We start from the raw sequence: 24,590 nt of genomic DNA, 5'->3' as shown, positions 1-24,590 counted from the left end.
CGTACCAGGCCACGCGCACGGTGCTACTGCCACTGCATGGCAATAGCGACAATGTCACTTCAAATTAGATCGATTCAAGTTGTCCGTGCCACGTCACCGGATCAATCCAGGAGAGAGGGAGAGATGGGAATGAAGCATTCAACACGCACGCATGGTCACGACGCACTGTCGCTGGCCATCGCGCTGGCCCTGGCCGCCGCCATCGTGCCGGCAGGCGCCGCCGCACAGCAGGCTGCCTCCGCCGGCGCGCAGGACGCCACCACCCTGGACAGCGTCCAGGTCACCGGCTATCGCTACGCCATCGAGAAGAGCCTCGAACAGAAGCGCGACGCCAACGCCGTGGTCGAAGTGATCACCGCTGAAGATGTCGGCAAGTTCCCCGACAAGAACGTCGCCGACGCACTGCAGCGCGTGCCCGGCGTGATCATCACCCGCAGTGGTGGCGAAGGTAAGAACGTCAGCGTGCGTGGCCTGGCCTCGGACCTGACCCTGACCCAGTTGAACGGCAACTACGTCGCCACCTCGGAAACCAACGACGAAGCATCGCGTTCGTTCAACTACACCCTGCTGCCCTCGAACATGCTGTCGGCGGCGGAGCTGTACAAGACGCCGGAAGCACGCATCGACGAAGGCGGCATCGGCGGCACCGTGATCCTGCGCACCCGCCGTCCGCTGGACATGAAAGCCAACTCCGGCTTCGCCTCGATCGAAGGTACCTCTTCCGACACCAGCAGCGGCGTCGACCCGCAGGCGTCGGCGATGTACTCCTGGCACAGCAAGGACGAGCGCTTCGGCCTGCTGATCGGTGCGACCCGGCAGGTCCGTACCAACCGCAGCATGGAAGTCAGCACCGAAGACTGGCAGTGGTACAGCGACCGTGTGGACGCCAATGGCGGCGTCATCCATGACTATGTCTGGAATGCTGCCGGCCGCACCCGCAATCCGGCCGTCGACGTGTACGGCAACGCGTTGCCGGATGCATCGCAGTTCTGGGGCCGCTCGGGCATCTACAACCAGAATGGCGGCCATTACTCCGGCTTCTTCATGCCGACCTCGGTCAACTTCGCCGTGCGTGACGAGCGCCGCGAGCGCACCGGTGGCCAGCTGACGTTCCAGTTCAAGCCGCTCGACAACGTCACGATGACGGCGAATTACTTCCGCTTCGAGCTGCAGGGCAACTACACCCAGAACATGCTGAAGGTTCCGGAATGGAACCTGGCGCGCGTGGCCGGCGACGGCAACTGGGAAGGCGGCCGCATGCTCAACGGCTTCACCATGGACCCCAGCGGCACCATCGTGACCGGCGCGCAGTACCAGATGCAGCCAGGCCGCAACTACATCTGCAGCGAGGATCAGGCGGCCGCAGCCGGCCTGCGTCCGGGCGGCTGGGGTCCGGATGACTGCACCATCCCCACCCCGCAGCTGACCGGCACCTACAGCAAGGAAAAAGCGCTGTCGCAGACGGCCGACCTGACCATCGACTGGGACATCAGCCCGCTGTGGAAAGCCAGCTTCGCTGGTGGCAGGACCTGGTCGGAGGGCGGCCCGTCGATGAATTTCCGCATGTCGGCCAAGCCGCGTCGCCAGGTCGATGGCCAGTGGCAGGCCGGCAATACGGCCACGTCCTGGGACCTGACCGGCACCCCGTCGGTGAACTTCTCGCCGGACCTGCAGCAGCAGCTGATGGCCGGCATAGCCGAGGTGGATACCGGTTCGACCGACTCGTCGTGGAAGCGTACCGAGGTCAAGCAGAACCACTTCCAGGCCGACGTGACCAAGATGTTCGAGGCCGGCTGGCTGGACTCGATCCAGTTCGGCGCCAAGTACAGCGACGGCAAGGTCCACCGCAACACCGGCAATACCTACTGGGTCTGCCAGGGTGCCGACCCTGGCGACTACAGCAAGCGTTACCAGGCAGGCTGTGATTCGACCGCCGGTATCGCGCAGCCGGGCTTCTTCCTGTCGCAGCCGATGGACAACATTGCCGGTGGGTTCAACGCCAATGTGTTCCCGGGCATCAACTACCCCGCGTACATCGACTATCTGAACAACCGCTACGGCGGCGTGCAGAACCGCACCGAGGAAGACTTCGTCTACGACGTGCAGGAGAAGGTGTACTCGGGTTACCTGCAGGCCAACTTCCGCACCGAGCGACTGCGCGGCAATGTCGGCGTGCGCGTGGCACGGACCAAGCAGCATGCATCCTCGAGCGATTCGGTCGAGCGCTTCAATGACTACTTCGCCGACAACGCCGCCGGTTCGCCGTTGGCCTGCACCGATCCGTCGGCGGCCGCGCTGCTCGGCTCCAACAGCGGCTATGGCTGCGAGAGCGGCTTCGTGCGCCTGCCGGACGATCTGGCACGCGCCAAGACCTACGAGCAGTCCTCGCTGGACAAGACCTACACCGACATCCTGCCGAGCTTCAACATCGCCTGGGACATCACCGATTCGCTGGTGCTGCGTGGTGCCGCGTCGAAGGTCATCGCCCGCCCCAGCTACACCAACATCGCCTACCCGGGCGGCCTGAGCTACTACTCCGACGAGTACAGCAACGACCGCCGCGTCGCCGGCGGCGCCACCAACCCGGGCTGGTACGGTTCGGGCAGCAACAAGGAACTGGAGCCGTTCAAGGCCACCCAGTACGACCTGAGCCTGGAGTGGTACTTCAAGCCGGGCGCAGTGGCCGGTGTCGGCCTGTTCCGCAAGGACGTGAAGAACTTCACCGTGCCGGTGGTCCGCGACCAGCAGATGAACGTCGGCGGCCAGAACGTGACCGTGCAGAAGTACGAGACCCAGGCCAACGGCCGCGATGGCGTGTCACAGGGCGTGGAAATCTACGGCCAGTACACCCTCGACTTTGGCCTCGGCTTCCAGGCCAACTACACCTACAACGACACCAACATGGCGTCGGTGGAGATCAACGGCGAGCAGATCGGTTCTTCGCCGCTGGTGGGGAGTGCCAAGAACCAGGCCAACTTCACCATGTTCTACGAGAACGAGAAGTTCCTGGCGCGCGCCTCGTACAACCGTCGTGGCGTGGTGGTCGGTGGACTCAACAACGGTTTCAGCTCGTATTCCGAGCCGTACGACCAGCTGGACTTGAACGCGGCCTACAACATCCGCGAAGACCTGGCGCTGACGGCCTCGGTGCTCAACGTCACCAAGTCCGAGCAGCGCGTGCACCTGGGCAACGACACCAGGGCGCGCCTGCTGTCCAACACCTACTCCGGCCGCCAGTACTACGTCGGCCTGACCTGGAAGTTCTAACGCAACACCGGGTTGCCCGGCCCCCCCCCGGTGCAACCCACGCCCCGCCCTGGCGGGGACGTTCCTCCACGGCAGCCGCGCTGGTACAGGTGGCTGCCGTTTTCATTGGTGCTTTTTCTTCGGTTCAGCCCTGCGCTTGACCCTGCCAATGTTGGAAGGTGCACACTGGCTCCACCCCCAAGAGCACCGAAGGAGCTACAGATGGAATTCCACGTTGAAGGCATGACCTGCGGCGGTTGCGCACGCAGCGTGACCAAGGCGATCGAGCTGGTCGATCCGCAGGCCAGCGTGCAGGCAGATCCGGCCAGCCGTCGCGTGCAGGTGCAGACCTCGGCCAGCGAATCACAGATCGTGGCGGCACTGACCGATGCCGGCTTCCCGCCGCGCACGGCCTGATCCCCTACCCTGCGCCTGCAACGAAAAACCCGCCCGGTGCATCTGCACCGGGCGGGTTTTCTTCATGCATGCGACGCCGGGTCAGTGCTTGTGCGCGCGGCGCCGTACCGCACCGGTCTTCGCGGTCTCCGGCGGTGCCAGGGTTTCTTCGTCTTCGCCCAGCCGCTGCAGAATCGGGCATTCCGGGCGCTCATCGCCCGCACAGCAGCTGATCAACGACTTCAGCGTGTCGGCCATCTGCCGCATGCTTTCGATACGCTGTTCCAGGTCGGCGATGTGCTGTTCGGCAAGATGCTTGACGTCGGCACTGTGCCGCGAGGTGTCGTTCCACAGACCCAGCAGGTCGGTGATCTCGGCGACCCGGAAGCCGAGATCGCGCGCGCGGCGAATGAAACGCAGGCGGTGAATGTCCGCCTGCGAGTACGCCCGGTAGCCGGACTCGGTGCGATCGGCCGCGGGAATCAGGCCGATCTGTTCGTAGTAGCGGATCATCTTCGCCGAAACGCTGGACGCCTTGGCGGCTTCACCGATGTTCATGCGGTTCTCCTTCAATGACTGGCGGCAGGTACATCCGCCATCGGCGCCTGGAAGCGGCGCAGGCGCAGTGCGTTGCCCAGCACGAACACGCTGGACAGCGCCATCGCACCGGCGGCGAACACCGGCGACAGCAGCACGCCCCAGACCGGGTACAGCACGCCGGCCGCTACCGGAATCAACGCGGTGTTGTAGGCGAAGGCCCAGAACAGGTTCTGCCGGATGTTGCCCAGCGTTGCCTTCGAAAGCGCGATGGCATTCGGCACGCCCTGCAGGTTGCCCGACATCAGCACCACATCGGCCGACTCCACCGCGATATCGGTGCCGGTCCCGATCGCCAGGCCGACATCGGCCTCGGCCAGCGCCGGCGCATCGTTGATGCCGTCACCAACAAAGGCGACGTGGCCATGCGTGGCCTTCAGGCGGCGCACCGCTTCTACCTTGCCTTCCGGCAGCACCTCGGCCACCACTTCATCGATACCCAACTGGCGCGCGATCGCCTGAGCGGTGCCGGCATTGTCACCGGTGATCATCGCCACCTTCAGGCCAAGCTGATGCAGCGCCGCGATCGCGGCCGGCGTGCTCGGCTTGATCGGATCGGATACTGCGATGATCGCTGCCAGGCGTCCATCGACGGCCGCGTACAACGGCGACTTGCCCTGCGCGCCGAGTTCGGCCGCCAATGCCGCAAACGCGGTGATATCCACGCCAAGGTCGCGCATGAAGCGATCGGCGCCGACCTCTACCCGTGCGCCCTCTACGCTGGCGCGCACGCCCATGCCGGTGACCGACTCGAAATCAATCATCGACGGCAGCGCGAGGCCCTGCTCGGTGGCTGCATCGACAATCGCGCGGGCGATCGGATGCTCCGAACGTGATTCCACGGTGGCGACGGCGGCCAGCACTGTGGCGCGATCAAAGCCGTCGGCGATCTCCAGGTCGGTCAGGCGCGGGCGGCCTTCGGTCAGCGTGCCGGTCTTGTCCACCGCCACCACCTGCGCGTCCTTCAGCAACTGCAGCGCTTCACCCTTGCGGAACAGCACGCCCATTTCGGCGCCACGGCCGGTACCGACCATGATCGACGTCGGCGTCGCCAGGCCCATCGCGCACGGGCAGGCAATGATCAGCACCGCCACCGCATTGACCAGCGCGAAGCTCAGCGCCGGCGATGGGCCGAAGATCAACCAGACCAGGAACGTGGCCAGTGCGGCCAGCATCACCGCCGGCACGAACCACAGCGTGACCTTGTCGACCACCGCCTGGATCGGCAGCTTCGAGCCCTGTGCCTGTTCGACCATGCGGATGATCTGCGCCAGCATGGTCTGCGCGCCCACCGCCGTGGCACGCACGGTCAGTGCACCTTTCTGATTGACCGTGCCGCCGACCACGCTGCTGCCCGGCTGCTTCTCGACCGGAATCGGCTCGCCACTGATCATCGACTCGTCGATGTAGCTGCGGCCCTCGATCACCTCGCCATCGACCGGCACGCGCTCGCCCGGGCGCACTTCCACCACATCGCCGCTCAGCACCTCGTTGACCGGGATCTCGATCATGCGGCCGTCACGGATCACATGCGCGACCTTGGCCTGCAGGTTGACCAGGCGCTTGATCGCCTCGGAGGTACGGCCCTTGGCGCGCGCCTCGAGGAAGCGGCCGAGCAGGATCAGCGCGACGATCACCGCCGCTGCTTCGTAGTAGACGTTCACCGTGCCCGGCGGCAACAACCGCGGTGCAAAGGTCGCCACCACCGAGTAACCGAACGCTGCGGCGGTACCCACCGCCACCAGCGAATTCATGTCCGGCGCAAGCCGCAGCAGTGCCGGGAAACCCTTCTGGTAGAAGCGGCGGCCGGGAATGGCCAGCACCAGCAGGGTCAGTACGAACTGCAGGTACCAGCTGGTCTGCATGCCGATGTTGGCCATCACCCATTCGTGCATGCCGGGAATCAGGTGCGAGCCCATCTCCAGCACGAACACCGGCAGCGCCAGCGCGGTCGCCACGATCAGGTCGCGCTTCAGTTCGGCGCGCTCGGCGTCCTTCTTTTCCGCCGCTTCGTCATCAGACTGAACGCCTGCTTCGATGGCACGGGCGGCATAACCGACCTTGTCGATGGCCGCCACCAGCGCATCCACAGCGGCCACGCCGCGCACCGTGGCGCGTTCGGTGGCCAGGTTGACGCTGGCCTGGTTGACGCCCGGTACCGCCAGCAGCGCGCGCTCGACGCGACCGACGCAGGAGGCACAGGTCATGCCCTCTACCGCCAGCTCGACGGTGGCGGCCGGCACGTCGTAGCCCACCCGCTCCACCGCCTGGATCAGCGCGGCACGATCGACCGGGCCGGACGCGCGGATATCCGCACGTTCGGTGGCCAGGTTGACCGAGACGCTGCCGACGCCCTCGACCTTGGACAGCGCCGCTTCGACACGGCCGACGCAGCTGGCGCAGGTCATGCCCTCGATGGGCAGGCTGATGGTGGACGGGCTTGCGGGGGCTGCAATGGCGCGGGGCGTGCTCATGATCGGATTCCCGGGGTTCCTTCTGGATGCGGACAGGCTAAACCTTGCCATCGTGGGAAGGTCAAATCCAGCCTGTCCGCGTGCCTGAAGGGGCATCCCGGTCTTCACATCCACGCATGGCGTGGATCTACCAACGCCCGGTAGCGCCGGGCCATGCCCGGCAGCACAAGGCCCGACGCCCCCGCCGTCCACCTCAGAAGGTGAACACGTATTCCAGCGCGAACTCGCGGCCGACCGCGCCGAGCAGGCGGGTCGGGGCGAAATCGTAGTCCAGCTTGTACGGATCCTTGTGGTTCCAACTGGCCGAATTGAACACGTTGTTGACGTAGACATTGACCTTGGCGCGTTCGGTCACCTGGTAGCCCACGTTGAAGTTCCAGGTGATGAACGGCCCGACCCGCCCGTAGTAGCGCGCCGTCTGCTGGCCGGCGTTGGGATTCGGATTCGGCGAGCCGTCCGGACGCGTGGCCGGCTCCAGGCAGTTGAGCGACGGGCTGTCGCTGGGCACATAACCATCGGCGAACGGCAGGCAGCCGCCAGGATTGTTCAGGCGATCGGTGCCCCAGTGGTAGCGCACGCCCGGCACCGAACCGATGCGATCGGCATAGACATTGGCATTCCAGTTGCCGCGCTGCCAGGCCAGGCTCGCGCGCAGCTTGCTGCGCAGGTCGCGGTCGCGGCGTTCCGGGTTCGGATCGTTGGCGTAGCGCTGTTCCTTGGTCGAGATCTGGTTGGTGTAGTTCAGGCCGAGCTGGAAGCTGCCCCACTGCGCGGTTTCCAGGCGATAGCGTGCGGTCAGATCGATGCCGCGCACTTCGCGGCTGGCCAGATTGAACGGGCCGCGCTCGATCGATACCAGGCGGCCGTTGCTGTCACGGTTCACGCGGGCCAGGATGCCCGCACAGTATTCGCCACCGGCCGGATTGGCCCACGGCGTACCGTCCATGTTCTTGCCGGTCAGGCAGCCTGCTTCGCTGGCCAGCACCTCGTCGGCGCCAACGTCGACGATCATGTCTTCCAGCTTGATTGCCCAGTAATCTGCACTGACCGACAGGTTCGGCATCACGTCCCAGACGAAACCGACCGTCCACGAATCGCCGGTTTCCGAGCGCAGCAGAGGCGTGCCGCGCCGGTTCACGTCAAAGGTGTACCAGACATCGGTATTGCCCACGCCACAGTTGTTGACCAGGTAAGCGCCGCTCTGGATGCAGCGCAGGCGGTCATAGGTCTGCACTTCGGAGCTGCTCGGTTGACCGAGCAGGTAGTGCATGTCCGGCGCATGGAAGCTGGTGGCATAGGAGCCACGCACCAGCAGCGACTCCACCGGGCGCCATTCCAGGCCGACGTTCCAGGTGGTCTCCTTCTGGCTGCCAATGTTCAGCGCTTCACTGCTGCTGTCAGCCTTGTAGCTGCCATAGCGGTCATAGCGCGCGGCCGCAGTGGCGGTCACGCTTTCCAGCAGCGGGATCTTGAACTCGACGCCGGCCGAATAGCGCGTGCGCTCGCCGCCACCGCGATCGACGTTCTGCAGGTCGAAGTCGATGCCGGCGCGTGGATCGGGACTGAGGTGATAGCCCTGCTGTGCGACTTCAGCCACCGCCGCGAACGAGATCGGGCCGGCCCAACCCTGGAACAGTTCGCCGGTGATGTCCGCCGAAGCCTGGTTGACCCATGAGGATGCACGGTTCTTCGCCACCGTGCCCATCTGCCAGTACTGCTCCGGCGTCAACGGATTCCACCAGCGCGATTCGTTCAGTGCGTAGATCGCCTCGCCGTCGGCGGTGGTACCCAGCTTCGGGCCGAGGAAATAGTCGTACGACTTCTGCTTGTCGACCACGTTCTGCCGCTCTTCCACGCGGTAGTAGGAACGCCCCACCGTCGCGCTCCAGTCGAAGCGGCCGGCGACGCGGCCGCGCAGGCCCGCACTCCAGTCCCAGGACAGTTCGCGGTTGGTGTTACGCAGCGTATCCAGGCCGCCCACCTCGTTTGGAGTGAACTGGCGCACGCCGAGGATCGGGCGGTTGCGGTTGGCATCCCAGTAGTAGCCATTGTCATCGTCGATCAGCGACACGCTGGGCGGATTGGTGCCCCAGATCGCTTCGGAGCGATATACCGCCAGGTTGGTCCAGGCCTGCAGGTCGTTGCTGAAATCGAAGGTGGCATACAGGTTGCCGGACACGTTCTCGGCACCGCCGGTGAGCAGCCAGTTGGCGTAGTCGGCGCTCATGCCGCACAGGCGGCCGGTGTTGGTGATGGTGTTGGCGGCGTAGTTGTAGACCAGGCGATCGGCGGTGTAGTACTCCCCGTCGAACTTCTCGCAGGTGCCGGTGGGCGGCGCCAGGCGCTGGCCGGTGGTCGGATCAATCAACGCCAGACCGGCGGTGGGACGGAAGCCGACCTTGCGTTGTTCCATGTTCCAGGACGCGTACGGTGCGTCGTCGGCATCGTCCATCTGCGGGCGATCACGCCCGAACAGCGGATCGCGCTTGGTGTACTGCAGCGCGTAGGTCACGCTCCAGTTGTCGCCGGTCCTGCCGCCGGCCCAGGACAGATCCCACGTATCGCGGCCGCCTTCGGTGGAGGTGCCACCGCGCACGCGTACTTCGTCGCCGTCGTAGTTGGTCTTCAGGATGACGTTGACCACACCGGCGATCGCATCGGAACCATAGATGGCCGAGGCACCACCGGTCAGCACTTCGATGCGCTCCACCGCGGCAGCGGGAATGTTCCCGTAGTTGGAGAAGTTGGTTTCGCCACCGTAGGGCAACGGGTAGTCCGCCACGCGGCGACCGTTGACCAGCAGCAGCGAGCGGTTCGGGCCCATCCCGCGCAGGTTCAGGCCGCTGGCATTGGGCGTATGCGATCCCCACTGCGAGGCCGCTTCAACGGTGCCGGTGGCTTCAGTGAGCGTCTTCAGCGCGTCGTACACGCTGACGAAGCCTTCCTTCTGGATCTGCGCGGCGGTGATCACGTTGACCGGCGCCGGGCCTTCAACGCTGGCGCGCTTGATGCGCGAACCGGTGACGGTGACCGCATCAAGATCCTTGGTGGACGAACTGGTGGCCTCCTGCGCACTGGCAGCCAAGGGCAACAGGGCCAGGATCAACGCCTGGGACAGCAGGTGACGACGCTTGCGAACGGACTGAGCCATGGGTGGTTGCTCTTCGAAAGTGTGGACGCACGGACGGGTGGTGGCGCGGCACTACGGCTGATCCGGGCACCTGGATCGGTTCAAGACCGTCCCGACACCCTCCCCTGTGGATCGATCCAAACTAAAGCACAGCTGAACCGCGCCCGGCATGCGGCGACGCAGCAACGTGCGGCGGAGTGCCGTTATCGGCTGCCGGTATCCAGAAAAATCAAATGGTTGCGAAACATCGCTGAGACGACGGCGCACACGTCAATGACACGATCGCGACAATCGTGCGCGGAACTATTTTGTCCGTGGCGGGCCGGCGTACGGGGTCGGATCCCCTCGCAGAGGGGCTCTGACCCGATTGCCTCGGGTGGGGTCAGAGCCCTCCTACGGAGGGATCCGACCCCGGGCAGCCCTCAGCTGTCCATCGCCTGCCGCAGCGCGGCTACGGTGGCGGTGGCGGTCTGGCTCCAGTCCGGGTCCAGCCCTCGCAAGGCCGGGTTCTGGAACTGCATTGCCGAGCGGCGCAGGCCCTTGGCCGAGGCGTGCAGTTCAGTACAGCCGCTCCGTCGTGCCACGGCGGCAATATTGGCCGGGCCCAGCCCCGCGCCGGCCATCACACTGATGCGCCCCGCCGCTTGTGTGACCAGACCCGCCAGCACATCGGCACCGGCCTCGGCGCTGACCTGGCCGCCCGAGGTCAGCACGCGCTGGCAACCCAGCCCGATCACCTGCTCCAGCGCGGCGGGCAGATCGCGGGCAGCATCGAAGGCGCGATGGAAGGTCAGCTGCAACGGCCCGGCAGCCTGCACCAGTTCGCGGCACAGCGGCACGTCGATGTCGCCCTGCACGTCCAGCGCACCGATCACCACGCCATCGCAGCCGAGCGCGCGGCACTGCGCGATGTCACGCAGCATCAGCTCGGTTTCCAGCGCGTCGTAGTGGAAGTCGCCCGGGCGTGGCCGCACCAGCACGAACAGCGGGATCGACAGGCGTTCGCGGGCAATCGCAATGCTGGCGAACGACGGTGTGGTGCCGCCCTCGGCCAGGTTGTCGAACAGCTCGATGCGGTCGGCGCCGCCGGCCTGGGCGGCCAGCGCCGAGGCCAGCGAGTTGCTGGCGATTTCCAGGGTCAGCCGCGTGCTCACGCCTGGGTGCTCGTATAGATCGACGGCGAATCGCGCAGGTCATCCTGGCGCTGCGCATCGCACACGGCATAGACGAAACCACGATGCAACGCGTAACCGCCCACCTCACCCTGCTTGTTCATCGCCAGGAAGCACACCTGCAGTGTCTTGCTCGCTTCCGGGCGCTTGCGCACCACACGGTCGATCGCTTCGCGGCAGGCCTGCGCGGGAGAACGTCCCTGGCGCATCAGCTCGACCACCAGGAACGAGGCGGCATTGCGGATCATCTCCTCGCCCACGCCCGAGGCAGTGGCTGCACCCACGTCGTTGTCTACGTACAGGCCGGCACCGATGATCGGGCTGTCGCCGACGCGGCCATGCAGTTTCCAGGCCATGCCGCTGGTGGTGCAGGCACCGGCCAGGTGGCCCTTGGCATCCAGTGCCAGCATGCCGATGGTGTCGTGGTTGTCGCTGTTGCCGGGAATACCGCGGCGCTCGGCATTGATCTGCGGCTGGTACTTCTCGGTCTTCAGCCACTCGCGCCAGGCGGCTTCGGCCTGCGGCGTCAGCAGGTGCTTGCGTTCGAAGCCCTGCTGCACCGCGAACTGCTGCGCGCCCTCGCCCACCAGCAACACATGTGGGCTGTTTTCCATCACTTTGCGGGCGACCGACACCGGATGCAGGATGTCGACCAGCGCCGCCACCGCACCACAGCGGCCATCGCCGTCCATGATGCTCGCGTCCAGGCTCAGCACGCCGTCGCGATCCGGATTGCCGCAATGGCCGACGGTGGGGTTGCACAACTCGCTCTCGGCCCAGCGTGCGCCCGTTTCCACGGCATCCAGCGCACTGCCGCCCTGTGCCAGCACCTTCCATGCGGCCTGGTTGGCCGGTACGCCGAAGTCCCATGTGGAAACCACCTTGGCCCCACCCTGCGTGCGCGCCTGCACGCCCGGCAAGGCCGCCATGCCTGCGGCCAGTGCACCGGCCTGCAGGAACTGCCTGCGATCCACCATCGTCCTCTCCCAGTCTGCAATGCACGGCCGGCCCGATGCCGGCCCTGCCGATCAGTCGTGCGCGGGCTGTCGTGCGGCGTGCCAGACCGCTGCACCGAGCACACCCAGCTGGCCGTGCTCCACCCGCCACACCGGTACCTGGCGCAGCACCTCGGTCAGCACGCCCTTGTTGAGGAAGCGCTCACGGAAGCGGCCATCGGCCAGGAAATCCTGCACATGCGCGGAAATGCCCCCGGCCAGGTACACCGAGCGAGCTCCGACGGCGATCGCTGCGTCGCCGGCCAGACTGCCCAGCCAGGCACAGAACACCTGCAGCGTTTCCACCGCCAGTGCATCCTCGCCGCTACGCGCGGCGCCGATCAGCGCCTCGGTGCTGGTCCACACCGGGGTGACACCGCGCAGTTCGCACAGGCACGGGTACAGGTTCATCAGGCCACTACCGGACAGCACGCGCTCGTTGTCCACGTGCGGCCACCGCTGCAGCAGCTTGCCCAGCACCTGCAGTTCCAGTGTGTTGCCGGCACCGAGCGCGGCATGGCCGATCTCGCTGGCCAGCACCGGCCGCTCGCCATCGGCGAAGCGCAGTGCGGCGCCCAGGCCGGTACCGGCGCCCAGCACCAGTGCCGGGAACGCCTGCGCCGGATCAGCGTCGCCGTTCAGCGGCACCAGGGTTTCGGGCTGCAGGTACGGGATCGCCAGCGCCACCGCCTCGAAATCATTGATCAGCTGCAGTTCGCGCAGCCCAGACTGTTCGCGCGTGGTCGACAGCGAGACCGTCCACGGCAGGTTGGCATTGATCAGCACATCGCCATCGAGCAGACCGGCGATGGCCACCACTGCGGTCTGCACCGGCTGGCCGAGACCAGCGGTGAAATCGGCCAGGATCGCGGCCAGGCTGGGGTGCTCGGCGCAGGCATAGGTGCGATGGCTGCCCAGCAGCGGCGCCTGGCCGGGTTGGGTCTCAGCCAAGGCCAGACGGGCGAAGGTGCCGCCGACATCGGCGACAACGAGACTGCGCGGAAGACCGCCGCGGGCGGAGTCGGTGGAAACCGGGGACGCTGCTGCGATGGTCACGCTGGCCTGCTTGGATCGATTGAATCGCCCCGATTCTCAGGCATCGGGGCGGCTTTGCCTAGCACGCCGATGGTTCAGGTTGGCCTACATGCCTTCCTGTTCGGCCACCTGCACACCATCCACCAGCACGCGCAGCCGCTGCGGGCGGAAGCCGGCAAACAGCAGCGGCCGGGTGCGCTCGACCAGCACTTCGTGGCCGGCGATGTGACGCAGCCACGACTGTACCAGCGAGAACGAGAAGTGGGTGCCCGGATGCAGCGGGTGCTGCACCCAGACCTTCTCGGTGGCGCTCTGCAGCAGCATCGCACCGGTGAACCAGTGGCGGCTCAGCGTCACCGGCGTGGTGCCGGCCATGAAGCGGATATCCATGCGGGGTCCTTTCGCGTTGGGCAGCGACGCCCTGGATCAGGGCTGGGCAGTCTGCAGGCTGTAGCTGGTGGTGGCGGTGAACACCGCGCCGTCGGGCTGGGTCGAACGCACTTCAACCTTGTGGCTGCCCACCGACAGATCGGTCGGCAACGCGCCGCGCCACAGGTGCGGCGATGCGGTAGCCTCCGGCGAGCGATCGTAGCCACGCAGGTTGTTTGCAAGATCGTCGGCCACGTTCTCCACCATCAGGCGCGGATCGGGCTGGCTGACCTGCTTCATCGGCTGCCAGGCGCCGCCATCCACGCGGTACTCGACCACGCTGGCATCCTCACCCATGTAGACATTGGCGTAGACACCCCACGCCGGGTAGGCGCCCTGGCGCAGCACCTTGGGGGCATGCAGGCCGATCTGCTCGCTGGCCGGTTGGCCGGCCACGCGGTACTGCAGCTTGTAGCTGCCATTGCCAGCCACGTCGAGCAGCGCATAACCCTTCGGCGTGCCATCGCTCATGGTGCTGTCCGGCACGCCGGCGGCATTCTTCACGCCCGACCAGAACGCACCGCAGTTGGCACCGACGTTGTACTCGTGCAGCGGCTTGTCGCCGTTCCAGCCCTCGGCCTTGCCGTGGTAGACGTGCTGCTGGGTGTGGCTGTGGCCGCTGAGCACCAGCACGTTGCGGAAATCCTTCAGCAGGTCGAACAGGCGCTGGCGGTCGGCGTGGCGGAAGGTCTCGCGCCCCGGCGCGGCATCGAACAACGGGATGTGCATGCCCAGCACCAGCAGGCGGTCCTTGTGCAGGCCCTTCAGGTAACTGGCAAGGAAGGCGAACTGGTCCTCGCGCAGGCCGCCGATGTACTTCGGCTTGGCCTTGGGGTCGTAGACCACGTCGTCCAGGAACACGAAGCTGGCGCCACCCTCTTCCACCGCGTAGGTGTCCGGGCCGTAGATGTTGCGCCAGCTGTCCAGCGAATGCTCATCGCTGGCCGCATCGAAATCGAGATCGTGGTTGCCCGGCACGTGGAACCACGGCACGCCGAGCTCGGTGGTGACCTTGTTGATCGCCGGGTACAGGGTCAGGTCGTCGTTGACGATGTCACCCAGGGTGGTGCCCATGCGCGCCCTGGTCTGGCCGACCAGCGGTGCCACGATCGACTGCTGGTAGTAGCCGATGTCCTTCAGGCTGGCGGTCTGCGAATCGGTGAACACCAGCATCTGGAAACCACGGCGGCTGTCATGGCGATCCGACTGCAGGGCGAAATCCCAGTTGCGGGTGACGTCACTGGTGGCGGCGATGCCGCCGTACTTCAGCGCCGGCGAACCGTTCGGGCGGTAGTGGCGCCAGAACGACGGTAGGCCGTCGGTGGCCTTCGGGAAGGTGTAGGCATCGGGCTTGATCACAAATACGGTCTGGCCGTCGCGCAGTGGCAGGCTGTAGCTGCCATCGGCGGCGGTCTTGACGATGGCTTCGCCGTTGGAGACCTGCACCCCGGCCAGGCCCGGATCGGTCGCACCGCGCCCGGGTTTGCCGTCGCGCTCCAGGTAGACCTTGCCGCTGACCACGGTGTCCGCGGCCCAGGCCGGCGAGGTCAGCAACAGGCAGCACAGCCAGGTGGCAGGCAGTTTCATGGGCGGTCCGGGGAAAAAGAAGACCGCCTATTGTAGAGCCGAGCCATGCTCGGCTGCATTGCCGAGGTGGGTGCGGACCGTTGGTCCGCACGCCTTCCTCAACGATGGCGCTTTTCCAGCACCGCCCGCGCATCATCCAGCGACAAACCGCGCGCGCGCAGCAGCACCAGCAGGTGGTACAGCAGGTCCGAAGCCTCACCCAGCAGCGCCTCGTCATCCTGCGCCACCGCCGCCAAGGCGGTCTCCACGCCCTCCTCGCCCACCTTCTGCGCGATGCGGCGGATGCCGCCCTCGAACAGACTGGTGGTGTAGCTGCCCGGCGGCCGCTGCGCCTCTCGCATCGCCACCAGCTGGCCCAACCCACCCAGGAAGTCCTTCGGCGCCTGGTCGAAACAGCTCTCGGCGCCGGTGTGGCAGGTTGGCCCGGCCGGGCGTGCCATCACCAGCAGCGTGTCGGCATCACAGTCGACACTGATCGACTGCACCACCAGCACGTTGCCGGACTGCTCACCCTTGGTCCACAGCCGCTGCTTGCTGCGGCTGAAGAAGGTCATGTGACCGATGGCCAGCGTGGCCGCCAGCGACTCGGCACTGACATAGCCCAGCATCAACACCTGCAGGGTGTCGGCATCCTGCACCACCGCCGGCAACAGGCCTTCGCCCTTGCCCCAGTCCAGCGCCTGCAGTGCATCCAGTGATGGCTTCACTTCAATAGACATCCCGCACCTCGATCTGCTGCCCGCGCAGGTAGCGCTTCAATTCCGGAATGGCGATGGCGCCGCTGTGGAACACACTGGCCGCCAGCGCACCGTCGACGTCGGCCTGGTCGAAGGCTTCGGCGAAGTGCTCCATCGCACCGGCACCGCCGGAGGCGATCAGCGGCACCTGGCACAGGGCCCGCGCCTGCTGCAGCTGCACGACATCGTAGCCACGGCGTACGCCATCGCTGTCCATGCAGTTCAGCACGATCTCGCCTGCGCCACGCCGTTGTGCTTCGACGATCCAGTCCAGCGTGCGCAGCGGCACCGCCTGGGTCTTGTCAGGGTCACCACTGAAACGGCGTACCCGCCACTGGCCATCAGTCTCGCGCACCGAATCGACACCGACCACCACGCACTGCACGCCGAACTCGTCTGCCAGCTCGGTGATCAGTTCCGGGCGGCCCAGCGCCGGCGAATTGATCGACACCTTGTCGGCACCGGCGAACAGCACGCGGCGCGCGGTTTCCACGCTGTCGATGCCACCGGCGACGCAGAACGGAATATCGATCAGGCGTGCGATGCGCTCGATCCAGGCGACGTCGACTGACCGTGCCTCGGGGCTGGCGCCGATGTCATAGAACACCAGCTCGTCCGCCCCCTGGTCGCGATAGCGCTGCGCCAACTCGGCGATATCACCCATGTCGACGTGGTCGCGGAAGCGCACACCCTTGACCACGCGGCCGTCGCGCACGTCCAGGCAGGGAATGATGCGACGGCTCAACATGCCAGCGCCTCCGCCAGGTCCATGCGCTGCTCCAGCAGAGCCTTGCCGAGGATCGCGCCACCGCAGCCGGCAGCACGCGCCTCGGCCACATCGGCCACGTCACGGATGCCACCGGAGGCCTGCACCGCCACGCCCGGCAGCAGCGCCGACAGGTGCTGGTAGAGGCTGATGTTGGGCCCAGCCAGCATGCCGTCGCGGGCAATGTCGGTGCACAACAGGTGTCGCATACCCGCACGCGCATAGCGCCGGGCCAGATCATCCAGGGTCACACCGGCGTTCTCGGTCCAGCCGTGCACCGGCAATTGCCATTGGCCCTGCGCGTCCTGACGGGCATCCAGCGCGATGGTGACGCGCTCGGCGCCGAACTCCTCCAGCCAACCGACCACTTCATCCGGACGACGCACCGCCAGTGAGCCGACCACCACGCGGCCAGCGCCGGCATCGAGGATGCGCGCCACATCGTCACGGCCACGCACGCCACCACCGGTCTGCACCTGCAACCTGGTCTGCGCGCGGATCGACGACAGCAGCGGTGCCAACGTGTAGCCACCGGCGCGTGCGGCGTCCAGGTCGACCAGATGCATCCACTGCGCGCCCTGCGCGGCGAAGGCCTGTGCGCGCGGCAGCGGATCGTCACCATAGGAGGTTTCCTGCGCGTAGTCGCCCTGGCGTAGCCGCACCACGCGGCCATCCCGGATATCCAGCGCGGGGTAGACGATGAAACTCATGCAGCAGTGCCCTCGAGGAAATTGCGCAACATCAACGAACCGGTATCGCCGGAGCGCTCGGGATGGAACTGCGCACCGAAGTAGCGCCCCTGCTCCACCACCGCGGTGAACAGGCCGCCGTGATCGCAGGCGGCTACCGTGTGGGCGTTGAGCGGCGCCGCATAGCTGTGCACGAAGTAGGCGCTGGCGCGCTCCGGCACGCCTTGCAGCAACAGCGATTCGCGCAATGGCAGCAACCGGTTCCAGCCCATGTGCGGTACGCGGATGCCGCAGGCCGGCACCAGCTTGCGCACCACGCCGGGAATCAGTCCCAGCGCTTCTACGCCGGCCTCTTCGGAGCGCTCGAACAGCAGCTGCATGCCCAGGCAGATGCCCATCAACGGCACTTCCAGCCGCTGCAATGGTTCCACCAGACCCTGCGCATGCAGGCGCTGCATGCCGGGACCGGCAGCGCCGACGCCGGGCAGGATCACCCGCTGCGCGCCAACCAGACTGTCGGCGTCGCGCACCAGCCGCACCGTTGCACCCAGGCGCTCCAATGCATAGCGCACCGAGCCCAGGTTGGCACCACCGGCATCGATCAGCGCGACGTCGCTCACAGTGCCCCCTTGGTGGTGGGAAGCGCCGTGCCCTGGCGGGCCAACGCCGGGCGCAATGCCCGCGCCAGTGCCTTGAAGCAGGCCTCGACCTTGTGGTGGTCGTTGTCGCCGCGCACCTGCAGGTTGAGGTTCAGGCCGCTGGCGTCGCACAGCGAACGGAAGAAGTGCGGTACCAGCTCGGTCGGCATGTCGCCCACGCGCTCGCGCTTGAACTCGCCCTCGAACACGAAATAGGGGCGGCCACTGAAGTCCAGCGCGGCACTGGCCAGGGTCTCGTCCATCGGCAGGGTGAAGCCGTAGCGGCCGATGCCGCGCTTGTCGCCCAGCGCCTCGCGCAGGGCCTGACCCAGCGCCAGCCCGGTGTCCTCGATGGTGTGGTGCTCGTCGATGTGCAGGTCGCCCTCGGCCTGGATGTCCAGCGCGAACCCGCCGTGCTTGCCGATCTGTTCCAGCATGTGGTCGAAGAACGGCAGCCCGGTGGAAATGTGCGCGTCGCCGGCACGATCCAGGTCCAGTTCGACACGGATCTTCGTTTCCTTGGTATTGCGCTGGACCACGGCGGTGCGCGGCGCATCGGCCAGCGAGTGGGCGATGCCCGGCCAGTCCCACTCGCCACCGAACTGCTCGGTGCGCAGCTGGAAGCCACGGATGTTGAGGTTGTCGGCGAACTGCAGGTCCGTGATACGGTCGCCGACCATGCCCGAGCGCGCCCAGTCGATGCTGCGGTCCTGCAGGTAAGCGGTCATCAGGCCGATGCCCGGCTTGCGGGTGGGCGCATTGTCCTGCGGCCAGCTGCAGTCGATCAGCACGTCACGGAAGGTGATGCCCTGGCTTTCGAAGATCTGCAGCATCAGGTCGTTGGGGCCGTCGAAACTGGCGCGCGGGTAGCTGTCGCTGCCCAGCCCGTCCTGGTTGGTGACGATCACGAACTGGTAGCCGGCATCGCGCAGCTTCAGCAGCGCTGGAATGACCTGTGGCACGAAGCGCAGCTTTTCGTAGGCGTCGATCTGGAAATCGGACGGCTCCTCGATGAGGGTGCCGTCGCGGTCGATGAACAGGATCGGGGTCATGCTGCGGCCCTCCGCGCCGACAGGGCCGCAAGCACGCGGTCATTCTCTTCGGGGCTGCCGATACTGATGCGCAGCGCATCACCCAGCTGCGGCGCGGCGCGCTGGTCGCGCACCACCACGCCGGCTTCCAACAGCGTATCGAACGCCGCCTGGGCATCGGCGAAGCGGACCAGCAGGTAGTTGCCGGCCGAGCGGTACACGCGACGAACGCCGGGCAGGCCCGGCAGCGCTGCGGCCAGGCGCTCGCGCTCGGCGATGACCGTGGCCACGCGCTCAGCGGTGCGTGTCAGCGCGGCCGGCTGCAGTGCCTGCACGGCCAGTTCCGCGCACGGCGTCGGCACCGGGTACGGCGCCTGGCAGCGGCGCAGCACGGCAATCAGTTCCGGGGCCGCGATCAGGGTACCAATGCGAGCGGCGGCGAGTGCGTGTGCCTTCGACAGCGTGCGCAGCACCGCCAGGTTCGCATGCGCGGCCAGCAGCGTGGCCGCCGACGGGCGCTGCGCATACTCGACATAGGCCTCGTCCACCACCACCAGCGCCTGCCCGCGCAAGGCAACCGCCACGCGCTCGACCTCGTCAAGGGTAATATCGCTGCCGGCCGGGTTGGACGGTGCACACAGGAACACCAGCTTGGCGCCCTCCGTCTGTGCCGTGTCGATGACCGCGTCGAGGTCGGCACACAGGCCGTCTTCGCCATCGACCAGCGGCACGTCGATCAGCGGCGCACCCTGCAGGCGTGCACAGACTGCGTACATGCCGAACACTGGCGAGGTGACCAGCACGCCATCGCGGCCCGGCACGCACAAGGCACGCACCAGCAGATCGATGGCTTCGTCGCTGCCACGGCCGACCAGCAATTGTTGCGGCGCTACGCCATACAGCGCAGCCAGGCCTTCGCGCAACGCCAGCGGCTGTGGCTCCGGATAGCGCCGGCTGCTGCCCGCCCTATCCGCTGGATTGGCCCAGGCCGATTCGTTGGCATTCAACCAGACCTCGCCCTGTACCGCCGCACTGCGCGCCGAACTGTAGCCGGCGAAGGCCTGCAGGTCCGGGCGCACCAGTGCCAGCACCTGATCGATAGCCGCGTTCATGCCGCCACCTCCATGCGCAGTGCCACGGCACGCTCATGCGCATCCAGGCCTTCGGCGCTGGCGATGATGCGCGCGCAGCCGCCGATTGCGGCCAGTCCAGCAGCGCTGGCGCTCTGCACGCTGATCAGATTCTGGAAGCTGGCCACGCTGACGCCGCTGTAGGCGCGCGCGGCACCGGCCGTCGGCAGCACGTGGTTGGTACCGCTGCAGTAGTCACCCAGTGCTTCGGGGGTGTAATCGCCCAGAAACACCGAGCCGGCCGCATGCACCTGGCTCAGCCAATCGCGCGGTTCGCGCAACGCCAGGATCAAGTGCTCGGGCGCATAGCGGTTGCTGATCGCGAAGGCCTCGTCCAGCGAATCGACCTGGATCAGCCGCGACGCCGACAACGCCTGTCGCGCGATCTGCTGGCGCGGCAGCAAGGCAACCTGGCGCTCCACTTCAGCTTCAACCGCCGCCAGCATCGCGGCATCGTCGGTCAACAGCAGTACCTGCGAGTCCGGGCCATGCTCGGCCTGCGACAGCAGGTCAGCCGCCACGAAAGCGGGATTGGCACCGGCGTCGGCAATCACCAGCACCTCCGACGGACCGGCCGGCATGTCGATGGCGGCGGCGCCATCCTGCGCCACCTGCTGCTTGGCCTCGGTGACGAAACTGTTGCCCGGCCCGAACAGCTTGTCACAGGCCGGAATGCTGGCGGTGCCGTAGGCCATCGCCGCGATTGCCTGCGCACCACCCAGCTTGAACACGCGCTGCACGCCGGTCAGGCGCGCGGCCACCAGCACTGCAGGATCGGCACTGCCGTCGGCGCGCGGCGGCGTGCACAGCACCACCTGCGGGCAGCCGGCCAGCTGTGCCGGTACGCCCAGCATCAACGCGGTGGACGGCAGCGGCGCACTGCCGGCCGGTACGTACAGACCCACCCGGCCGATCGGGCGCAGCATGCGTTCGCAGACCACGCCCGGTGCGGTTTCCACCGCATAGCCTTTGCCCATACCGGCGGCGTGGAAGCGCGCGATGCGTTCTGCGGCTTCGACCATCGCCTGCCGCAATTCGGCCGGCACCGCTGCGTCGGCAGCGGCGAATTCGGCTTCGGAAACTTCGAACGAGGCCAGCTCGACACCATCGAAGCGCGCGGTGATTGCACGTAGCGCATCGTCGCCCTGTGCACGCACCTGTGCAATCAGCGCAGCCACGGCGTCACGGGTCTGCTGCGCGACGGTCTGCACCGGGCGGGTCAGAGCCGCGCTGCGCGCGGCCTCATCAAGTCGGGACCATATCAGACGGTTCATGCCAGCGATCGCTCCACGCTCAGTACCATCAGGCCCTGTGCACCCGCGCGCTCGAGTTCTTCCATGCGCTGCCAGCTCAACGGGCCAGGACACATGGTCTGCAGACGCAGCGCGCCGCCATCGGCGGGCAACCGTACCAGCGGCTCGGCATCGGCCAGCAGTTGCGCCAGCACGTCGACGCGATCTTCGCTGGCACGGAACATCAGCAGCTTGCGGTCCTGGCGCTGCACCACGCCATCAAGACGGCGCAGCAGCATGCTGCGCAGCGCGCCACGGGCATCGTCCGGCGCACGCACCGCGCCGGCCAGTACTGCTTCGCTGTCCAGCAGGTTGTGCACCGGTGCCAACTGGTTCGCACGCAGCGTGGCACCGCTGGAGACCAGGTCGCAGATCAGATCCGCAGTGCCCAGACGCGGTGCGATTTCGACCGAGCCAGACAGTTCGACTACCTGCGCGTCCACGCCCTGCTCCACCAGCCACTGCTTGAGGATAGCCGGGTAACTGGTCGCGATGCGGGTGCCGGCCAACTGCGCCGGACCCTGCCACTGCCATTCCTCGGGCACCGCCAGCATCAGGCGGCACTGGCCGAAGCCCAGCCCGCGCAGCGCGTGGTAGGCGTCCGGCAGGCCGATCTGGCGGCGCGCGGCGGCCTGTTCGTCCAGCTCATTGCGGCCGACGATGCCGAGGTCGCAGACGCCATCGGCAATCAGGCCGGGAATGTCGTCGTCGCGCACCAGCAGCAGGTCCACCGGCAGCGATTCGCCATAGCAGAACAGCTTGTCGCGGCTCTCTCGCCAGCTCAGGCCACAGGCACTGAGCAGGTTGCGGGCGGGCTCGGCCAGCCGGCCACTCTTCTGGATGGCGATACGCAGCCGGTCTCGCGCCGGCGCTGCCTGGGTTGCACTCATGGGGGAGGTCTCGAAGTTCGGAACGGGGCGCGGATCAGCGCGAAGCAAGGCGGTCGATGGCGGCGGCATAGCCTCGATGGCCATGCTCGAGCGTGCGCGCCACCCGTCCGGTGGTGGTCACGCTGACGCCGGTGCGCTCGTGGATCTCGCGATACGGCACGCCCTGCTGCAGCAGCGGCACCACTTTCCAGCGGTCGGCCATGGCTTCCAGCTCGGCCGGGGTGCACAGGTCGCGCAGGAAGGCCTCGACCTGTTCCGGCTCGCGCAGTGCGGCAAAGGCCTCGGCCAGGGCTTCCAGGTCGGCCTTCGGGTCTTTGGCGGTGATATCGGGACGGGCTTTCACAGGCAGGGCTCTTGCATCAATGTAATAGCGTGTTAGTACATTAGCGCATTATTGCGCAGTGCGTCAAATCGTGGGTTGAGGGGGCGGCAGGGCTGCAGCCCTGCACCCGGTAGTGCCGGCCGCTGGCCGGCAACGTCAAAGGCCTGCATTCCGCCGGATGGCGGGGAGCCGGCCTTTGTAGAGTCGAGCCATGCTCGACTGCGCTTCACCCGGAAACGCAAAACGCCCACCAGGGGTGGGCGTTCTACCTTGAAATCAACATCCTGCCGAAGCTCAGGGCCGGCAGTGCACCTCCGCCTGCAGCGCTCCGCGCCGCAGGCATTCGCCGAACAGGCCGCCCTGCCGGCTCGGCAGGGACTGGACATTCTCCAACGCCCCCGCTCCCGCCCGGCACGTCCGCGAGGCCAGGGCCTGCAGATCGTCCTCCAGCTGTGCGCGGTTGATCGCATGGCAGCGATCAACCACCAGCAGGTACTGCGCCGGCCCGATCCGCGTGCTCTGCAGCGACGGATCGCTCTGGCAGCCCGCCAGCAGGAGCACGCTCAGCGCCCCTGCGGCGGCCCGCATCACGCCATCGCCCTGGACTGCTCCAGCTCCACCTGCAGGGTGCTGGCCAGCTCGTCGCGGGAGACTTCGAACTGCTGCTCGCGCAGCAGGTCCTTCACCGCCACCACGCCGCGCGCCAGTTCATCCTCACCCGCCAACACCACGAATCGGATGCCGGCCTTGGCCGCGTACTGGAACTGCTTGCCGATCTTCTTCGGCTCCATCTGCACTTCGGTGTTGATGCCACCGGCTCGCAGGCGGCGGGCAATGTCCAGCGACTGCGGCATGCCCTGCTCGTCCATCAGCGCCACCAGCGCCTGTACGCTGCTGGCTTCGATGCCGTCGATCAGGCCGGCCTCACGCAGCTGCCAGAACAGGCGCGACAGGCCGATGGAGATACCGACGCCCGGCAGCTTCGACTTGCTGTAGTGGCTGGCCAGGTCTTCGTAGCGGCCGCCCGAGCAGATCGAGCCGATCTGCGGGTGGTCGGTCAGCGTGGTCTCGTACACGGTACCGGTGTAGTAATCCAGGCCGCGCGCGATGGAGAAATTCAGGCAGTACGCGGTTTCCGGCACGCCCAGCGCCTGCACCAGCTGCAGCACTTCGCGCAGTTCGGCCACGCCGGCACGCAGGGTTTCCGACGATTCCGCCGCCGATTCCAGCGCGGCCAGCTGCGCCAGCGCATCGTCGTGGCCCTTCGAACGCACGGCGACGAAGGCCAGGATCTTTTCGACCTGTTCGGCCGAAATCCCGAAGCCTTCGCCCACCAGCGTCTCGCGCACATAGTCGGCGCCGCGCTTGTCCAGCTTGTCCACTTCGCGCAGTACCGCCAGCTGACGCTCGCCTTCGGCCACGCCCAGGCTCTCGAAGTAACCACGCAGTAGATTGCGGTTGTTCAGCTGGATGCTGAAATCACCGATACGCAGCTCCGAGAACACCGCATGGATGACCGCCAGCACTTCGGCGTCGTAACGCACGCTCAGGCTGTCCTTGCCGATCACATCGATGTCGCACTGGTAGAACTCGCGGAAACGACCGCGCTGCGCACGCTCGCCGCGGTAGACGCGCTGCATCTGGTAGCGGCGGAACGGGAAGGTCAGTTCGTGTTCGTGCTCGGCCACGTAGCGCGCCAGCGGCACGGTGAGGTCGAAGCGCAGCGCCATTTCCGGCAGCGAACGGTCGCCCGATTCGGCCGCATTGGCCAGCGCGCCGGTGGACTGCACGAAATACACCTGGCGCTCGGTCTCGCCGCCAGACTTGGTCAGCAGCACATCGGACAGCTCGAACACCGGCGTCTCCACCGGCAGAAACCCGAAGCGCTCGTAATTGCGGCGGATCACGTCCAGCATGCGCTGGAATGCGATCTGCTCGCGCGGCAGCAGTTCAAGGGTGCCGGGCGGGGTACGGGGCTTGATCACGGGCGGAACTCCTGCTGGAACGGGACGTGGGAGGGGGCGACATTCTAGC

The 24,590-nt window shown here is 66.8% G+C and carries 21 protein-coding genes; 2 read left to right on the top strand and 19 right to left on the bottom strand.

The window, feature by feature from the left end:
- The first annotated feature begins 123 nt into the window (after positions 1–123).
- Both AC0Z6F_RS04345 and AC0Z6F_RS04340 read left to right on the top strand, forming a co-directional pair.
- Positions 124–3,267, top strand: coding sequence for a TonB-dependent receptor (locus AC0Z6F_RS04345; RefSeq protein ID WP_065723096.1), 3,144 nt, complete (start codon positions 124–126; stop codon positions 3,265–3,267).
- Positions 3,268–3,468: 201 nt separating this feature from the next.
- Entirely contained in the window at positions 3,469–3,663 is a 195-nt protein-coding gene (locus AC0Z6F_RS04340) for a heavy-metal-associated domain-containing protein (RefSeq protein WP_012510895.1), read from the top strand.
- An 81-nt stretch (positions 3,664–3,744) separates the two neighbouring features.
- On the opposite strand, the gene cueR is transcribed toward AC0Z6F_RS04340, so the two are convergent.
- The 19 genes from cueR to hisS form a co-directional block, all read right to left on the bottom strand.
- Complete coding sequence (cueR, locus tag AC0Z6F_RS04335; RefSeq protein ID WP_485616607.1) at positions 3,745–4,200, bottom strand: Cu(I)-responsive transcriptional regulator; 456 nt, start codon at positions 4,198–4,200, stop codon at positions 3,745–3,747.
- Positions 4,201–4,211: 11 nt separating this feature from the next.
- The gene (locus AC0Z6F_RS04330; protein WP_485616608.1) at positions 4,212–6,713 is read right to left on the bottom strand and encodes a heavy metal translocating P-type ATPase; all 2,502 of its coding nucleotides are present in this window, start codon (positions 6,711–6,713) and stop codon (positions 4,212–4,214) included.
- A 193-nt stretch (positions 6,714–6,906) separates the two neighbouring features.
- Entirely contained in the window at positions 6,907–9,864 is a 2,958-nt protein-coding gene (locus tag AC0Z6F_RS04325; RefSeq protein ID WP_485616610.1) for a TonB-dependent receptor plug domain-containing protein, read from the bottom strand.
- 401 nt (positions 9,865–10,265) lie between these two features.
- Complete coding sequence (locus AC0Z6F_RS04320) at positions 10,266–10,997, bottom strand: copper homeostasis protein CutC (protein ID WP_485616611.1); 732 nt, start codon at positions 10,995–10,997, stop codon at positions 10,266–10,268.
- Positions 10,994–11,992 (bottom strand): glycosylasparaginase, encoded by a 999-nt coding sequence (locus AC0Z6F_RS04315; protein ID WP_485616612.1) that lies wholly within the window; start codon positions 11,990–11,992, stop codon positions 10,994–10,996. The genes AC0Z6F_RS04320 and AC0Z6F_RS04315 overlap by 4 nt, the downstream gene beginning before the upstream one ends.
- 51 nt (positions 11,993–12,043) lie before the next feature.
- Positions 12,044–13,066 (bottom strand): glucokinase, encoded by a 1,023-nt coding sequence (locus AC0Z6F_RS04310; protein ID WP_485616613.1) that lies wholly within the window; start codon positions 13,064–13,066, stop codon positions 12,044–12,046.
- 84 nt (positions 13,067–13,150) lie between these two features.
- Complete coding sequence (locus AC0Z6F_RS04305) at positions 13,151–13,435, bottom strand: hypothetical protein (protein WP_005409434.1); 285 nt, start codon at positions 13,433–13,435, stop codon at positions 13,151–13,153.
- A 36-nt stretch (positions 13,436–13,471) separates the two neighbouring features.
- The gene (locus AC0Z6F_RS04300) at positions 13,472–15,061 is read right to left on the bottom strand and encodes a calcineurin-like phosphoesterase C-terminal domain-containing protein (protein ID WP_485616616.1); all 1,590 of its coding nucleotides are present in this window, start codon (positions 15,059–15,061) and stop codon (positions 13,472–13,474) included.
- A 98-nt stretch (positions 15,062–15,159) separates the two neighbouring features.
- Positions 15,160–15,780: a bifunctional phosphoribosyl-AMP cyclohydrolase/phosphoribosyl-ATP diphosphatase HisIE gene (gene hisIE, locus AC0Z6F_RS04295; protein WP_485616617.1), complete on the bottom strand. Its 621-nt coding sequence runs from the start codon at positions 15,778–15,780 to the stop codon at positions 15,160–15,162.
- A complete protein-coding gene (gene hisF, locus AC0Z6F_RS04290) occupies positions 15,770–16,546 on the bottom strand; it encodes an imidazole glycerol phosphate synthase subunit HisF (protein ID WP_012480036.1) in 777 nt (258 codons plus the stop codon). Before hisF ends, hisIE begins: the two co-directional genes overlap by 11 nt.
- Positions 16,540–17,274 carry a 1-(5-phosphoribosyl)-5-[(5-phosphoribosylamino)methylideneamino]imidazole-4-carboxamide isomerase gene (hisA, locus tag AC0Z6F_RS04285; protein ID WP_485616619.1) on the bottom strand — a complete coding sequence of 245 codons (735 nt, stop codon included), beginning with the start codon at positions 17,272–17,274 and terminating at the stop codon, positions 16,540–16,542. The genes hisF and hisA overlap by 7 nt, the downstream gene beginning before the upstream one ends.
- Positions 17,271–17,873 carry an imidazole glycerol phosphate synthase subunit HisH gene (gene hisH, locus AC0Z6F_RS04280; protein ID WP_006363224.1) on the bottom strand — a complete coding sequence of 201 codons (603 nt, stop codon included), beginning with the start codon at positions 17,871–17,873 and terminating at the stop codon, positions 17,271–17,273. The genes hisA and hisH overlap by 4 nt, the downstream gene beginning before the upstream one ends.
- Positions 17,870–18,943 carry a bifunctional histidinol-phosphatase/imidazoleglycerol-phosphate dehydratase HisB gene (hisB, locus tag AC0Z6F_RS04275; RefSeq protein WP_485616620.1) on the bottom strand — a complete coding sequence of 358 codons (1,074 nt, stop codon included), beginning with the start codon at positions 18,941–18,943 and terminating at the stop codon, positions 17,870–17,872. Before hisB ends, hisH begins: the two co-directional genes overlap by 4 nt.
- Positions 18,940–20,034, bottom strand: a complete 1,095-nt coding sequence (hisC, locus tag AC0Z6F_RS04270; RefSeq protein WP_485616621.1) for a histidinol-phosphate transaminase — start codon at positions 20,032–20,034, stop codon at positions 18,940–18,942. Before hisC ends, hisB begins: the two co-directional genes overlap by 4 nt.
- Positions 20,031–21,326, bottom strand: coding sequence for a histidinol dehydrogenase (gene hisD / locus AC0Z6F_RS04265; protein ID WP_485616622.1), 1,296 nt, complete (start codon positions 21,324–21,326; stop codon positions 20,031–20,033). The genes hisC and hisD overlap by 4 nt, the downstream gene beginning before the upstream one ends.
- Positions 21,323–22,234, bottom strand: a complete 912-nt coding sequence (gene hisG, locus AC0Z6F_RS04260; RefSeq protein ID WP_485616623.1) for an ATP phosphoribosyltransferase — start codon at positions 22,232–22,234, stop codon at positions 21,323–21,325. The genes hisD and hisG overlap by 4 nt, the downstream gene beginning before the upstream one ends.
- A gap of 34 nt (positions 22,235–22,268) precedes the next feature.
- Positions 22,269–22,577, bottom strand: a complete 309-nt coding sequence (locus AC0Z6F_RS04255; RefSeq protein WP_006363215.1) for a YerC/YecD family TrpR-related protein — start codon at positions 22,575–22,577, stop codon at positions 22,269–22,271.
- Positions 22,578–22,850: 273 nt separating this feature from the next.
- Positions 22,851–23,144 (bottom strand): hypothetical protein, encoded by a 294-nt coding sequence (locus AC0Z6F_RS04250; RefSeq protein WP_485616624.1) that lies wholly within the window; start codon positions 23,142–23,144, stop codon positions 22,851–22,853.
- Positions 23,144–24,541, bottom strand: a complete 1,398-nt coding sequence (gene hisS, locus AC0Z6F_RS04245) for a histidine--tRNA ligase (RefSeq protein WP_485616626.1) — start codon at positions 24,539–24,541, stop codon at positions 23,144–23,146. The genes AC0Z6F_RS04250 and hisS overlap by 1 nt, the downstream gene beginning before the upstream one ends.
- Between the last annotated feature and the right edge of the window lie 49 nt (positions 24,542–24,590).

Source organism: Stenotrophomonas sp. 1L-E-5-B-C3, assembly GCF_057292075.1.
This window is presented reverse-complemented; position numbering and strand designations above follow the sequence as displayed.

Coding starts and splice junctions, on each gene's coding strand:
- AC0Z6F_RS04330 (WP_485616608.1), bottom strand. CDS start 6,713: ATGAGCACGCCCCGCGCCATTGCAGCCCCCGCAAGCCCGTCCACCATC.
- hisA (WP_485616619.1), bottom strand. CDS start 17,274: ATGAGTTTCATCGTCTACCCCGCGCTGGATATCCGGGATGGCCGCGTG.
- hisD (WP_485616622.1), bottom strand. CDS start 21,326: ATGAACCGTCTGATATGGTCCCGACTTGATGAGGCCGCGCGCAGCGCG.
- AC0Z6F_RS04250 (WP_485616624.1), bottom strand. CDS start 23,144: ATGCGGGCCGCCGCAGGGGCGCTGAGCGTGCTCCTGCTGGCGGGCTGC.
- AC0Z6F_RS04340 (WP_012510895.1), top strand. CDS start 3,469: ATGGAATTCCACGTTGAAGGCATGACCTGCGGCGGTTGCGCACGCAGC.
- cueR (WP_485616607.1), bottom strand. CDS start 4,200: ATGAACATCGGTGAAGCCGCCAAGGCGTCCAGCGTTTCGGCGAAGATG.
- hisG (WP_485616623.1), bottom strand. CDS start 22,234: ATGAGTGCAACCCAGGCAGCGCCGGCGCGAGACCGGCTGCGTATCGCC.
- hisF (WP_012480036.1), bottom strand. CDS start 16,546: ATGTTGAGCCGTCGCATCATTCCCTGCCTGGACGTGCGCGACGGCCGC.
- hisC (WP_485616621.1), bottom strand. CDS start 20,034: ATGAACGCGGCTATCGATCAGGTGCTGGCACTGGTGCGCCCGGACCTG.
- AC0Z6F_RS04300 (WP_485616616.1), bottom strand. CDS start 15,061: ATGAAACTGCCTGCCACCTGGCTGTGCTGCCTGTTGCTGACCTCGCCG.
- hisB (WP_485616620.1), bottom strand. CDS start 18,943: ATGACCCCGATCCTGTTCATCGACCGCGACGGCACCCTCATCGAGGAG.
- AC0Z6F_RS04305 (WP_005409434.1), bottom strand. CDS start 13,435: ATGGATATCCGCTTCATGGCCGGCACCACGCCGGTGACGCTGAGCCGC.
- AC0Z6F_RS04345 (WP_065723096.1), top strand. CDS start 124: ATGGGAATGAAGCATTCAACACGCACGCATGGTCACGACGCACTGTCG.
- AC0Z6F_RS04325 (WP_485616610.1), bottom strand. CDS start 9,864: ATGGCTCAGTCCGTTCGCAAGCGTCGTCACCTGCTGTCCCAGGCGTTG.
- AC0Z6F_RS04315 (WP_485616612.1), bottom strand. CDS start 11,992: ATGGTGGATCGCAGGCAGTTCCTGCAGGCCGGTGCACTGGCCGCAGGC.
- hisIE (WP_485616617.1), bottom strand. CDS start 15,780: ATGTCTATTGAAGTGAAGCCATCACTGGATGCACTGCAGGCGCTGGAC.